Below are 13,466 nucleotides of genomic sequence, written 5' to 3'. Positions count from 1 at the left end.
ATGATGATCAGCACCCCACCGGAGTCCGAGGACAGCCAGCGCGCTGAATCAGCGGGTGGGCGTGCGCATTTCCTACAGGTGTTTCTCTCGCAGCGTTCGCAGATGGAAGCCCTGGTCAATCGGCGCGTAGGCTGCCGCGCCACGGCCGCCGACCTGGTGCAGGATTTGTTCCTGCGCTTCTGGCGTCGCCCGCTGGTGCAGGTCGAGGAGCTCAGCACCTACCTGCTGCGCTGCGCCGGCAATATCGCCATCGATCACTTGCGCAGCGAAGGCGCGCGGGTGCGTAGCAGCGAGGGTTGGCTGCCGGAACAGCAAGACAATCAGGGGTCCGAACCCCAGGCGGCGTTGGAGGCGGGCAATGATTTGCGCCATGTCGAAGCTGCGTTGCGCAGCTTGCCGGAGCGCACCCGGCAGATTTTCCTGCTCAACCGCATCCATGGCCGCAAGTACGCGGAAATCGCCAAGGCCATGGGCCTGTCCCAAAGTGCCGTGGAAAAACATATGATGCGTGCCCTCGAAGCCTGCAAAGCCAGCCTTCGTGAGCCATCACCCCCACGCACGCCAGGGAAAGCACCGTGAACCGCACCCCCACGCCCGACCAGGAACACGCCGCGCTGGCCTGGCTGAGCCTGTTGCACGACCAACCCAGCAGCGGCGACCAGGCCACGTTCAGCCACTGGCTGCGCGCCGACCCGGCCCACGTCGAGGCCTATTCGAAGGCCCAGGTGCTGTGGGAATTGAGTGAAGTGCCTGCGCGAAAACTCGCGGACGAAGAGGCGTTGGCGTTGCAGGGTTACCTGAATGCGATGAACACCTCCAGGCGTTCACGGGCGGTGCGCTGGTCCGGCGCCCTGGCGATGGCGGCGTGCCTGCTGTTGATGGTGTGCATGGGCGCGGGTTGGCAGCCCTCGCGCTGGGTCGATGACTTTGGCGCCGATTATGTGAGCGCGCCGGGGGAGGTGAAGACTGTCACCCTGGCCGACAATTCCCAAGTCACCCTCGACGCCGACAGTGCGATTGCCGTGGATTTCAGCCATGGCGAGCGCCAGATCCAACTGCGCCGTGGCGCGGGTTTTTTCAGCGTGACCCATACGGGTGAGTCTTTTGTGGTGCAGGCCGGCAGCGGTGAAGCGCGGGTGCTGGGCACACAATTCGAAGTGCGCCTGCAACCTGCGGGGGCGCAGGTGACGGTGTTGTCGGGTCGGGTCGGCGTGACGCCGTCCAAACAGGGCCAGCAGCAGATTCTTACCGCCGGGCAGCAAGTGGCCTACGCCGAGGGTGTGGCCGATGCTATGCACCCGGTAGACAGCGAATCGCGCCTGGCCTGGCGCGACGGTTGGCTCAACTATTACAAGGCGCCATTGGCCGATGTGGTCAAGGACCTGGAGCGTTACTACCCGGGTCGCATCCTGTTGCTCAACGACGCCATGGGCGCCAAGCGCGTCAGTGGCAGCTTCCCGAGCAAAGACCCGCAGGCAGTGCTGAATGCGTTGCAGGCGGTGCTGGGCTTCGAGCAGCACCATGTGCTGGGGCGAATGATCGTGGTGCGCTGATTACTTCAGCGCCGCCGTGATTTTTTCCGGGCTGAATTCCCGGATCAGCGTGCCGTTCACATCCACAAACGGAATCCCGCCACCGCCCAACGCCTCATACGCCTTGCGCGCCTGGGCGTCCTTGTCGATATCGAACGCCTGGTACGGAATACCCTTCTGATCGAGGAAGCGGTGGATCTGCTTGCAGTACCCGCACCACTCGGTGGAATACAGCACCACCCGCGCCGACGCCCGGGTTTGCTCCGAAACCACCTGCGACGGGTTGAACACCCGCTCGATCTTGCCCCAGTTCTGGATCACCACCACGACCAGCAACACCAGCAGGACTTTTTTAAAGACCCCGCCGAGCATCAGTTGCGGCGCTTGAGCTGGTCGGTCAGTTGGGTCGGCAGGCCCTTGATGATCAAGGTGCCAGCGGCTTCGTCATATTCGATCTTGTCGCCCAGCAGGTGCGCTTCAAAACTGATGGACAAGCCTTCGGCGCGACCGGTGAAGCGGCGGAACTGGTTGAGGGTGCGTTTATCCGCGGGAATTTCCGGCGACAGGCCGTAGTCCTTGTTGCGGATGTGGTCATAGAACGCCTTAGGCCGATCTTCATCGATCAACCCCGACAGTTCTTCCAGGCCCATCGGTTCGCCGAGCTTGGCCTGGCTGCTGGCGTAGTCCACCAGGGTCTTGGTTTTTTCGCGGGCGGATTCGTCCGGCAGGTCTTCGCTTTCAACGAAGTCACTGAACGCCTTGAGCAGGGTGCGGGTCTCGCCCGGGCCGTCGACACCTTCCTGGCAGCCGATAAAGTCGCGGAAGTACTCCGAGACCTTCTTGCCGTTCTTGCCTTTGATAAACGAGATGTACTGCTTGGACTGCTTGTTGTTCTGCCACTCGGAGACGTTGATGCGCGCCGCCAGGTGCAATTGGCCGAGGTCCAGGTGGCGCGACGGGGTCACGTCCAGCTCGTCGGTCACCGCCACGCCTTCGCTGTGGTGCAGCAGGGCGATGGCCAGGTAGTCGGTCATGCCTTGTTGGTAGTGGGCAAACAGCACGTGGCCGCCGGTGGAGAGGTTGGACTCTTCCATCAGCTTTTGCAGATGCTCGACGGCGGTGCGGCTGAAGGTGGTGAAATCCTGGCCACCGTCGAAATATTCCTTCAACCAGCCACTGAACGGGTGCGCACCGGACTCGGCATGGAAGAAACCCCAGGCCTTGCCTTGCTTGGCGTTGTAGCTCTCGTTGAGGTCGGCAAGCATGTTCTCGATGGCGGCCGATTCGGACAGTTCCGAATCACGGGCGTGGAGAACTGCGGGGGTGCCGTCGGGTTTTTTGTCGATCAGGTGGACGATGCAATGACGGATCGGCATAGGCTTCTCGGCTGGTTGAAGGGGAGCGGTTGGCCTCCCCGAAAAGTCGCCCAGTGTACCGCACCCATTGGGCAAGACGTGCTCCGAAGGCCGTTTTGGCACTCTCCGACGGGGCATATTCCTTTTTTTCACGGTTTAGAGCGATAAAGCTGACCAAATGGGTAGGTAGAAGCGGATATTTCCCCGTCTCTGTGCTAGTTTTGCCCCGTCTTACGCCAAGTCTCGGCGTTAAGCGTGCATTCAGCATCTGTCAGGTCGAACCAATCCCCGTTTCAAGCATCTATAACCCCGAACTTCGTGGTTATGGTCAGGGGTGCCAGGCCTTGACGGTCGGGCTCGATGGCTGACACTGCACTCTGCAATCCATATGAATTTGATAGGGAAGGAACACCACAATGGCTATTACTAAAGACCAACTGATCGCTGACTTGGCTGAAGCCGTAGACGCACCGAAAACTACCGTGCGCGCTCTGCTGGACCAACTGAGCCAAGTTGTTGCTGATCAGCTGGAAAACGGCGGCGAAATCACTCTGCCAGGCGTTGGCAAACTGAAAGTGACCGAGCGTCCTGCCCGTACTGGCCGTAACCCTTCGACTGGCGCTGCCATCGAAATCGCTGCCAAGAAAGTTATCAAGCTGGTTGTGGCCAAAGGCCTGACCGACGCTGTTAACAAGTAAGACGCAGCAAAAAAAACCGTGCTTCGGAGCGATCCGGGCACGGTTTTTTGTTGCCTGCGATTTGTCAGTCGCGAACCCAGCGCTGGCGCCAGATCTGCTGTTCGTTCTTGGTCTGGAAGGTCCAGGCGACAAAGCGGCTTTGTTTTTGCCCCTGGGACATTTCCACCACTTGGCTTTCCAGCACGCCGGCCTTTTTCAGGGCTGTCTCGATCACGGGCAGGTTTGACGCTTTTGACACCAGGGTGCTGAACCACAACACCTTGTGGGCAAAATGCGCACTTTCAGCGATAAGCTGCGTCACAAACCGCGCTTCGCCGCCTTCACACCACAGTTCAGCCGATTGGCCACCGAAGTTCAGTACCGGCAATTTGCGCTTGGGATCCGCCTTGCCCAAGGCGCGCCATTTACGCTCGCTGCCTTTGGTGGCTTCGTCCATGGAGGCATGGAAGGGCGGGTTGCACATGGTCAGGTCAAAGCGTTCGCCCGGCTCCAACAGGCCCAGCAGGATCTGTTTGGGGTTGGTCTGCTGGCGCAGCTGGATGACCTTGCTCAGGTCGTTGGACTGCACGATGGCCTTGGCTGCCGCCACGGCAATAGGGTCGACCTCGGAGCCGAGGAAGTTCCAGCGGTACTCCATGTAGCCAATCAGCGGGTAGACGCAGTTGGCGCCCATACCGATGTCCAGCACCTTGACGATGGAGCCGCGCGGGATCTTGCCGTCGTTGACGCTGGCCAGCAGGTCGGCGAGGAAGTGCACGTAGTCCGCACGCCCCGGTACCGGTGGGCACAGGTAGTCGGCCGGGATATCCCAGTGCTGGATGCCATAGAAGGACTTGAGCAGCGCCCGGTTGAACACGCGCACCGCGTCCGGGCTGGCGAAGTCGATGCTCTCTTTGCCGTACGGGTTGAGGATCACGAATTTCGCCAGTTCCGGCGTGGTCTTGATCAGCGCCGGGAAGTCGTAACGGCCTGTGTGGCGGTTGCGCGGATGCAGCGTAGCCTCTTTGCGCGGCGCGACGGGTTTGGCCGTGGCGGCGGTTTTAGGCTTCTTGCGCGGAGGCTTGGGTGTGCTGGGGGCGGTCATGATGATTCTGGTGTTGGCTCAAAGTGGTGGGCATTGTCACACATTCTCAGGGTGAACTCGGTTAAATGTGGGAGCGGGCTTGCTCGCGAATGCGGTACATCAGAAACAGATGCAGTGCCTGACACACTGCATTCGCAGGCAAGCCAGCTCCCACATTGATTGGGTTTTCAAGGTAAAAAAAAGAGGCCCGAAGGCCTCTTTTCTACACAGATTGCAGCTTACAGGCTGGAAATCCGCGCATGTTGCTCCGCCAGCTTGCCCAGGGCTTGTTCAGCCTCGGCCAGTTTGGCGCGTTCCTTGTCGATCACTTCGGCCGGGGCCTTGTCGACGAACGCTGCGTTGGACAGCTTGCCGCCCACGCGCTGCACTTCGCCTTGCAGGCGTGCAATTTCCTTATCGAGGCGAGCCAGTTCCGCGCCCTTGTCGATCAGGCCAGCCATTGGCACCAGCACTTCCATCTCGCCGACCAGTGCAGTGGCGGACAGCGGTGCTTCGGCGTCGGCCGCCAATACGGTGATCGACTCCAGCTTCGCCAGCTTCTTGAGCAGCGCATCGTTCTCAGCAAGGCGACGCTGGTCTTCAGCGCTGGCGTTCTTGACGAACACGGCCAGTGGCTTGCCCGGACCGATGTTCATCTCGGCGCGGATGTTGCGCGTGCCAAGCATCAGGGTCTTCAGCCATTCGATATCGCTTTCGGCGGCTTCATCGATGCGCGCTTCGTTGGCCACTGGCCAAGGTTGCAGCATGATGGTCTTGCCTTCGATACCGGCCAGCGGCGCGAGGCGCTGCCAGATTTCTTCGGTGATGAACGGCATGAACGGGTGCGCCAGGCGCAGGGCCACTTCCAGCACGCGCACCAGTGTGCGACGGGTACCGCGCTGGCGTTCGACCGGGGCGTTTTCGTCCCACAGCACAGGCTTGGACAGTTCCAGGTACCAGTCGCAGTACTGGTTCCAGATGAACTCGTACAAGGCTTGTGCCGCCAGATCGAAGCGGAACTGGTCGAGTTGGCGGGTCACTTCGGCTTCGGTGCGTTGCAACTGCGAGATGATCCAGCGATCCGCCAGGGACAGCTCGTAGGCTTCGCCGTTCTGGCCGCAGTCTTCGCCTTTGTCCAGCACGTAGCGCGCCGCGTTCCAGATCTTGTTGCAGAAGTTGCGATAGCCTTCGACGCGGCCCATGTCGAACTTGATGTCGCGACCGGTAGACGCCAGCGAGCAGAAGGTGAAGCGCAGGGCGTCGGTGCCGTAGCTGGCGATGCCGTCGGCGAACTCGTCGCGGGTTTGCTTCTCGATCTTCTTCGCCAGTTTCGGCTGCATCAGGCCCGAGGTGCGTTTTTGCACCAGGGTTTCCAGGTCGATGCCGTCGATGATGTCCAGCGGGTCCAGGACGTTGCCCTTGGACTTGGACATCTTCTGGCCCTGGCCATCACGCACCAGGCCGTGCACGTACACGGTCTTGAACGGTACCTGCGGGGTGCCGTCCTCGTTCTTCACCAGGTGCATGGTCAGCATGATCATCCGGGCAACCCAGAAGAAAATGATGTCGAAACCGGTGACCAGCACGTCGGTGGAGTGGAATTTCTTGAGGAATTCGGTCTGCTGCGGCCAGCCCAGGGTGGAGAACGTCCACAGGCCCGAACTGAACCAGGTGTCCAGTACGTCGTTGTCTTGTTGCAGCGCAATGTCGGCACCGAGGTTGTGCTTGGCACGCACTTCGGCTTCGTCGCGGCCCACATAGACCTTGCCCGACTCGTCGTACCAGGCCGGAATGCGGTGGCCCCACCACAGCTGACGGCTGATGCACCAATCCTGGATGTCGCGCATCCACGAGAAGTACATGTTTTCGTACTGTTTTGGCACGAACTGGATGCGGCCGTCTTCCACGGCAGCAATCGCAGGCTCGGCCAGCGGCTTGGTGGACACGTACCACTGGTCGGTCAACCACGGCTCGATGATGGTGCCCGAGCGGTCGCCCTTCGGCACTTTCAGGCCGTGGTCGTCAACGCTGACCAGCAAGCCGGCGGCGTCGAAGGCCGCAACGATCTGCTTGCGCGCTTCGAAACGGTCGAGGCCGGCGTATTCAGCCGGGATCTTGCCGTCGATGCTCTCGTTCAGCGTGCCGTCCAGGTTGAACACCTGGCAGGCCGGCAGCACGGCAGCATTTTTGTCGAAGATGTTCAGCAGCGGCAGGTTGTGGCGCTTGCCGACTTCGTAGTCGTTGAAATCGTGGGCCGGGGTGATTTTCACGCAGCCGGTGCCGAATTCAGGGTCGCAGTAGTCGTCCGCGATGATCGGGATGCGACGGCCAACCAACGGCAGCTCGACGAACTTGCCGATCAGCGCCTGGTAGCGCTCATCGTTCGGGTTCACGGCCACGGCGGCGTCGCCGAGCATGGTTTCCGGACGGGTGGTGGCGACGATCAGGTAGTCGTTGCCCTCGGCGGTCTTGGCGCCGTCAGCCAGCGGATACTTGAGGTTCCACAGGAAACCTTTCTCGTCGTGGTTTTCCACTTCGAGGTCGGAAATGGCCGTGTGCAGCTTGGTGTCCCAGTTGACCAGGCGCTTGCCGCGGTAGATCAGGCCGTCTTCATGCAGGCGCACGAAGGCTTCCTTCACCGCTTCCGACAGGCCGTCGTCCATGGTGAAACGCTCGCGGCTCCAGTCTACGGACGAACCCAGGCGACGGATCTGACGGCTGATATTGCCGCCGGACTGGTCTTTCCATTCCCAGATCTTTTCCAGGAATTTCTCGCGGCCCAGGTCGTGACGGCTCTGGCCGGTGGCTTCGAGTTGGCGTTCCACCAGCATCTGTGTGGCGATACCGGCGTGGTCGGTGCCTGGCTGCCACAGGGTGTTGCGGCCCTGCATGCGGCGGAAACGGATCAACGCATCCATGATCGCATTGTTGAAGCCATGGCCCATGTGCAGGCTGCCAGTGACGTTCGGTGGCGGAATCATGATGGTGTAGGAATCGCCCGCGCCTTGCGGGGCGAAATAATTCTCGGATTCCCAGGTGTTGTACCAGGAAGTTTCGATAGCGTGCGGCTGGTAGGTCTTATCCATGCGCGGCGGGACCCTAGTTGGCATTAATTCAGGAAAGCCGGCAAGTATAACGGGGATAAGCCATTGCGCGTAAAGCGAGGTGACAGAGCGATGCAAAAACTTGGCGTCACTCTGGCTATTTGCACTGTCCACGCAGTGCAAATGGCCAGCAAGGTTTCAGATAGATATTGGAACGACACTCATTGGGGAGGTCTGCTGTCCCGCCAGATTGCGCTGGGTCAGGGCAATTTTGACCGTCCCGTCAGGTTCTCTGGCGAAGGGTGTTGTCACTAATGCGGAGTAGTTACCGTAGAGGTCGGTAGGCACATTCGCGTAAATCGGGCTGCCATAAGGGCCGGTAATGAGCACGATTGAGTTGGGCGTCGCCGAGCCACTGATTTGCACTTGGCCGCCCCCGTTACTCATGGCGCTGGTGACGGTTGGGGGGCTTGAGGGCGCAGAATTGGGGCCTCCTGCAGGTGGGGTAACGGGAGGCGGGGTGGTGATGGGACCGGTTGTGCCCATGTTCAATGTGGCCCCTGTCCAGCCGGAAGCTTGTTGACCGGCCTGATTGAATTCGGCCAGGGCAATCGGGGTATTGCCGTAGGCGTCTTTCACAAGTGGCGTCGTTATGGTCACCGTGAAATTGCCGTACGAGTCGGTCAACCCTTGGCCGTAGAACGGGCTACCACCTGCGTGATAGATGTAGATCATAGCGTTAGGCGCAGCGAAGCCTTTGACAATGATTGAACCGTTACCTGCGTTAAAGGCGTTGCCGAAGATCGGGGGAGTACCAGGTTGCATGGGGTAGGTCGACATGGCGGATGCTCCAAAGAGATTAATACGCCATGTCACTTTCTTGGGTTCTTCTCCCGCCCTCTACTGTCAAAGTTGACAGTTTAGATGATCGGTATCAGCTCTGGTATTGACTCAACAACCGCTCCATCCGCGCATCCAGCCGGCGCTTGATCTCGGTCTCGATATGCGGGGCAAAGTCGTCGATCACGTCTTGCATGATCAGTTGCGCGGCGGCGCGCAGCTCGTTGTCCAGGTGCAGCAGCAGGGCGTCGGGGCCTTTGTCGGCGGGAGCGGGTTCAACCACCTCGGCAACCGGCTCTGGCGCAGCAGGCTTGCCGCCCACCATATCGAACAACAGCGGAATCTGTACCTCGGCATCGACCGAGTCGGTCAATAGCGGCGGTTGCAAGTCATCATCACCGAGCAACTGGCGGATCGACTCCAGGTCGTCCAGCAGGTGGTCGTCTTTTTTTATAGGGTTGGGAGTGTCCATCATTTACTCAAAGTCGTTGTAGCCGGTGATCCTGCAAAGGATAGCCCTGTTCGCGATAGAAACGGAAACTCTCCCGCGCGGCCTGACGAATAGCCGGATCTTCCACCACCACCTCTGCCACGCGGGCAAACGCCTTGGCGAACGGCGGCACTTTCAGGTCCAGGTTGACCAGCAGGTCATGGTGCTCGCCGCAACTGTCGCCCAAACCCAGTACAACAAGGCCTTCGGGTTCGGATTCGGCGGGGCCGTGGGGCACGAAGCTTTCGCCCTTGAAGCGCCACAGGCGGGCGTCGAGCTCGTCGCGTTGGGCGGCATCGCTGCAATGCAGGTAGATGCGGAGGCCCATGCGCCAGGCTTTTTCGGTGAGCTTGCAGGCAAAGTCCAGGCGCGCGAGCGGGTCGGCGCTGGGCAATATATAGAAGTCGACTTGGGTCATTGCGGTTCCTGGAACCCTGGGGCGGCTTTATAAAAGCCGCCCTGGGGTTCTCATTTTCAGGCCTTGGCGCGATCCAGCAGGTACTGGGTCAGCAGAGGAACCGGACGGCCAGTGGCGCCCTTGTCCTTGCCGCCGCTGGTCCAGGCCGTGCCGGCGATGTCCAGGTGCGCCCAGTTGAAGTTCTTGGCAAAGCGCGACAGGAAGCAGGCCGCGGTGATGGTGCCGGCTTTCGGGCCGCCGATGTTGGCGATGTCGGCGAATGGGCTGTCCAGCTGTTCCTGGTACTCATCGAACAGCGGCAGTTGCCAGGCGCGGTCGTCGGCGGCCTTGCCGGCGCTGAGCAGTTGCTCGATCAGCTCGTCGTTGTTGCCCAGCAGGCCCGACGTGTGGGAACCCAGGGCGACGATGCACGCGCCGGTCAGGGTGGCGATGTCGATCACGGCTTGCGGCTTGAAGCGCTCGGCGTAGGTCAGGGCATCGCACAGCACCAGGCGGCCTTCGGCGTCGGTGTTGAGGATCTCGACGGTCTGGCCGCTCATGGTGGTGACGATGTCGCCCGGACGCGCCGCGCCGCCGCTTGGCATGTTCTCGGCACAGGCCAGGATGCACACCAGGTTGATCGGCAGCTTGAGCTCCAGCACGGCACGCAGGGTGCCGAATACGCTGGCGGCGCCGCCCATGTCGTACTTCATTTCATCCATGCCGGCGCCCGGCTTGAGGCTGATGCCGCCGGTGTCGAAGGTGATGCCTTTACCCACCAGGGCGTACGGCTTGTCGGCTTTCTTGCCGCCGTTGTATTGCATCACGATCAGGCGTGGCGGCTGGTCGCTGCCCTGGCCCACGGCATAGAACGAGCCCATGCCCAGTTCCTTGATCTTCTTCTCGTCGAGGACTTCGACTTTCAGGCCCTTGAACTCTTTACCCAGCGCCTTGGCCTGTTCGCCGAGGAAGGTCGGGTGGCAGATGTTCGGTGGCAGGTTGCCCAGGTCGCGGGTAAACGACATGCCGTTGGCGATGGCAGTGGCGTGGGTCACGGCGCGCTGCACTTCAGCCTGGGCGGCCTTGATGGTCAGCAGGGTGATTTTCTTCAGGGCGCGCGGTTCGGCCTTGGTGCTCTTGAACTCGTCGAAGATATAGCCGCCGTCGACCAGGCTCTCGGCCAGCAGGCGGGTCTTGCCGTAGCTGTCACGGCCCTTGACCACGACTTCATCCAGCGCCAGCGTGGCATCGCTGCCGCCCAGGCCCTTGAGGGTGGTGAGGATGCCGCTGATGATCTTGCGGAACGGGCGGTCGCCCAGTTCGGCGTCCTTGCCCACGCCCACCAGCAATACGCGGTCGGCCTTGAGGTTTGGCAGGCTTTGCAGCAGCAGGCTCTGGCCGACTTTGCCGGCCAGGTCGCCGCGCTTGAGGATCGCGCTGATGGCGCCGCCGCTCAGTTCGTCGAGTTGCTTGGCGGCAACGCCGAGTTTGCGGCCTTCGCCGATGGCGACCACGAGGGTGGCGGTTTTCAACGTTTCGGGGCTAACGCTTTTTACAACCAATTCCATTTTCGGGTCCCTTATTAAGGTCTGAGAGCCTTGCGTCTGTACGCAGGCTTTAATGCTTGGCAGCTGTGTAAGCCGCCAGCGACAAAGGCCGCAGTTTGAACCTCGGCGGCGGAGCCTGACAACCCTTGGCGTACGCTTTGTCCCCCCTCAATGAGCATGCTCCGTGACAGGCGCGGCCAATCACAGGATAATGCGCCATCTTTTTAGCCGGCCTGTGCAAACAGGTCGACTCGGTATGCTTGCTTGTTTGGCCGCCTTAGCCTGACAACCCTGGAGTGTCTGGTTTGATCGTCTTCCGTTATCTGTCCCGCGAAGTCCTGTTGACCCTGAGTGCCGTGAGTGCGGTATTGCTGGTCATCATCATGAGTGGTCGTTTCGTCAAATACCTGGCCCAGGCCGCTTCCGGCGCCCTGGACCCGGGCTCCTTGTTCCTGATCATGGGCTTTCGCCTGCCGGGGTTCCTGCAGCTGATCCTGCCCCTGGGCCTGTTCCTCGGGATCTTGCTGGCTTATGGCCGCCTGTACCTCGAAAGCGAAATGACCGTGCTCTCGGCCACCGGCATGAGCCAGCAACGCCTGCTGGGCATGACCATGATCCCGGCCGCCGGTGTGGCGCTGATCGTCGCCTGGCTGAGCCTGAGCCTGGCGCCGCAAGGTGCCATGCAGTTCCAGTTGGTGCTGAACAAGCAGGACGCCATGACCGAGTTCGACACCCTCGAACCGGGCCGCTTCCAGGCGCTCAATGACGGCACGCGGGTCACCTACACCGAAACCATGACCGAAGACCGCGCCAACCTTGGCGGGGTGTTCATCTCCGAGAAGCGCCTGGGCCAGGACAAGAAAGACCGTGGCATCTCCGTGCTGGTGGCCGACTCCGGTCGCCAGGAAATACGCCCGGATGGCAGCCGCTACCTGATCCTGGAAAACGGCTACCGCTATGACGGCAGCCCCGGCATGGCCGATTACCGTGCGATCAAGTACGACACCTATGGTGTGCTGCTGGCTCGCCCGGACGTCAGCGACGAGGTCACCGACCGTGATGCCATCCCGACCAGCGAGCTGCTTGGCAGCAAGGAGCTGCGTTCCATTGCCGAGCTGCAATGGCGGATTTCCCTGCCGCTGCTGGTGTTTATCGTGACCCTGATGGCCGTGCCGCTGTCGCGCGTCAACCCGCGCCAGGGCCGTTTCCTCAAGCTGTTGCCGGCGATCCTGCTGTACATGGCGTACCTGACCATCCTGATTTCCGCCCGTGGCTCCCTGGAGAAGGGCAAGCTGTCGCCAACCCTGGGCCTGTGGTGGGTTCACGGGATCTTCCTGGTGATCGGCCTCGGGCTGCTCTACTGGGAACCTATCCGTCTGAAAATGTTGAGCCGTCGTGGCCAGAAGGAGTTGGCTCGTGGCTAAGCTCGATCGCTACATTGGTAGCAGCGTACTGATCGCCATCCTGGCGGTATTGGGCATCATCCTGGGCCTGGCCTCGTTGTTCGCCTTCATCGATGAAGTCGGCAACGTCAGCGACACCTACACCGTGTGGGACGTACTGAGCTACGTGGCGCTCACCGCGCCGCGCCGCCTCTACGACATGATGCCAATGGCCGCGCTGATCGGTTGCCTGATTGGCCTGGGCAGCCTGGCCAGCAACAGCGAACTGACCATCATGCGTGCCGCCGGGGTTTCCATCGGCCGCATCGTCTGGGCCGTGATGAAACCGATGCTGCTGCTGATGCTGTGCAGCGTGCTGATCGGCGAGTACGTCGCGCCACCGGCTGAAACCACTGCCCAGGCCAACCGCGCCCTGGCCCAGGGTTCGGGGGATGCGCAAAGCTCCAAGCATGGCCTGTGGCACCGCCAGGGTGACGAGTTCATCCACATCAACGCCGTGCAACCCGGTGGCCTGTTGATTGGTGTGACGCGCTACACGTTCGACAAGGAGCGCCACCTGCTGTCGTCCAGTTTCGCCAAACGTGCGCAGTACAGCGCCGAGAAGTGGGAACTGACCGACATCACCACGACATATTTCCGCAACGCGGGCCAAGGCACCAAGTCCAGCACCGAAGTGATCAATGCACCGACTGAGGCGTGGGACATCGCCCTCAAGCCGGAGCTGCTCAATACCGTGGTGATGATCCCCGAAAGCCTGCCGATCTCCGGGCTGTGGAGCTATATCCACTACTTGAAGGAGCAGGGCCTGAACAACGGTCGTTACTGGCTGGCGTTTTGGGTCAAGGTGTTGCAGCCGGTCGTGACCGCGGCTCTGGTGCTGATGGCGATTTCGTTCATCTTCGGCCCATTGCGCTCCGTGACCCTCGGCCAGCGCGTGTTTACCGGCGTATTGGTAGGTTTCACCTTCCGCATCGCCCAGGACCTGCTCGGTCCGTCGAGCCTGGTGTTCGGGTTCTCGCCGCTGTTTGCGGTGCTGGTGCCGACCGCGATCTGTGCCGTGGCCGGGTTCTGGCTGTTGCGCCGAGCCGGTTGATAGC

At 61.2% G+C, this 13,466-nt stretch carries 13 protein-coding genes; 5 read left to right on the top strand and 8 right to left on the bottom strand.

Features of this window, described 5'->3' with window-relative positions; translation table 11 throughout:
* Together DBR46_RS18560 and DBR46_RS18555 are read left to right on the top strand one after the other, a co-directional pair.
* A complete protein-coding gene (locus DBR46_RS18560; protein ID WP_124527346.1) occupies window positions 1-579 on the top strand; it encodes an RNA polymerase sigma factor in 579 nt (192 codons plus the stop codon).
* A complete protein-coding gene (locus tag DBR46_RS18555; protein ID WP_124527345.1) occupies window positions 576-1,553 on the top strand; it encodes a FecR family protein in 978 nt (325 codons plus the stop codon). Before DBR46_RS18560 ends, DBR46_RS18555 begins: the two co-directional genes overlap by 4 nt.
* On the opposite strand, the gene DBR46_RS18550 is transcribed toward DBR46_RS18555, so the two are convergent.
* A complete protein-coding gene (locus DBR46_RS18550) occupies window positions 1,554-1,904 on the bottom strand; it encodes a glutaredoxin family protein (RefSeq protein ID WP_124527344.1) in 351 nt (116 codons plus the stop codon). It abuts the gene before it with no gap.
* Window positions 1,904-2,908, bottom strand: a complete 1,005-nt coding sequence (gene yejK, locus DBR46_RS18545; RefSeq protein ID WP_003171997.1) for a nucleoid-associated protein YejK — start codon at window positions 2,906-2,908, stop codon at window positions 1,904-1,906. The genes DBR46_RS18550 and yejK overlap by 1 nt, the downstream gene beginning before the upstream one ends.
* A 395-nt stretch (window positions 2,909-3,303) precedes the next feature.
* Between yejK and DBR46_RS18540 the strand changes: the two genes are divergently transcribed.
* Window positions 3,304-3,585, top strand: coding sequence for an HU family DNA-binding protein (locus tag DBR46_RS18540; RefSeq protein ID WP_003188840.1), 282 nt, complete (start codon window positions 3,304-3,306; stop codon window positions 3,583-3,585).
* A 64-nt stretch (window positions 3,586-3,649) separates the two neighbouring features.
* Here the strand turns inward: DBR46_RS18540 and rlmF are convergent, their stop codons facing one another.
* The 6 genes from rlmF to DBR46_RS18510 all read right to left on the bottom strand — a co-directional run bounded on the left by rlmF (window position 3,650) and on the right by DBR46_RS18510 (window position 10,987).
* On the bottom strand, window positions 3,650-4,669 hold the full coding sequence (gene rlmF / locus DBR46_RS18535; RefSeq protein WP_124527343.1) for a 23S rRNA (adenine(1618)-N(6))-methyltransferase RlmF: 1,020 nt from the start codon (window positions 4,667-4,669) through the stop codon (window positions 3,650-3,652).
* 218 nt (window positions 4,670-4,887) lie between these two features.
* Window positions 4,888-7,734, bottom strand: coding sequence for a valine--tRNA ligase (locus tag DBR46_RS18530; protein WP_124527342.1), 2,847 nt, complete (start codon window positions 7,732-7,734; stop codon window positions 4,888-4,890).
* 156 nt (window positions 7,735-7,890) lie between these two features.
* Window positions 7,891-8,532 (bottom strand): hypothetical protein, encoded by a 642-nt coding sequence (locus DBR46_RS18525; protein WP_124527341.1) that lies wholly within the window; start codon window positions 8,530-8,532, stop codon window positions 7,891-7,893.
* A 94-nt stretch (window positions 8,533-8,626) separates the two neighbouring features.
* Window positions 8,627-9,004, bottom strand: a complete 378-nt coding sequence (locus DBR46_RS18520; RefSeq protein WP_124527340.1) for a DNA polymerase III subunit chi — start codon at window positions 9,002-9,004, stop codon at window positions 8,627-8,629.
* 7 nt (window positions 9,005-9,011) lie between these two features.
* A complete protein-coding gene (locus DBR46_RS18515; protein WP_124527339.1) occupies window positions 9,012-9,440 on the bottom strand; it encodes a DNA polymerase III subunit chi in 429 nt (142 codons plus the stop codon).
* A gap of 56 nt (window positions 9,441-9,496) precedes the next feature.
* Window positions 9,497-10,987 carry a leucyl aminopeptidase gene (locus DBR46_RS18510; RefSeq protein ID WP_124527338.1) on the bottom strand — a complete coding sequence of 497 codons (1,491 nt, stop codon included), beginning with the start codon at window positions 10,985-10,987 and terminating at the stop codon, window positions 9,497-9,499.
* 284 nt (window positions 10,988-11,271) lie between these two features.
* On the opposite strand from DBR46_RS18510, the gene lptF reads away from it, so the two are divergent.
* Both lptF and lptG read left to right on the top strand, forming a co-directional pair.
* Window positions 11,272-12,390 carry an LPS export ABC transporter permease LptF gene (gene lptF / locus DBR46_RS18505; protein WP_124527337.1) on the top strand — a complete coding sequence of 373 codons (1,119 nt, stop codon included), beginning with the start codon at window positions 11,272-11,274 and terminating at the stop codon, window positions 12,388-12,390.
* Complete coding sequence (gene lptG / locus DBR46_RS18500) at window positions 12,383-13,462, top strand: LPS export ABC transporter permease LptG (RefSeq protein ID WP_124527336.1); 1,080 nt, start codon at window positions 12,383-12,385, stop codon at window positions 13,460-13,462. The genes lptF and lptG overlap by 8 nt, the downstream gene beginning before the upstream one ends.
* Window positions 13,463-13,466: the final 4 nt, after the last annotated feature.

This window comes from Pseudomonas sp. KBW05 (assembly GCF_003852405.1).
GTDB lineage: Bacteria > Pseudomonadota > Gammaproteobacteria > Pseudomonadales > Pseudomonadaceae > Aquipseudomonas.
This window is presented reverse-complemented; position numbering and strand designations above follow the sequence as displayed.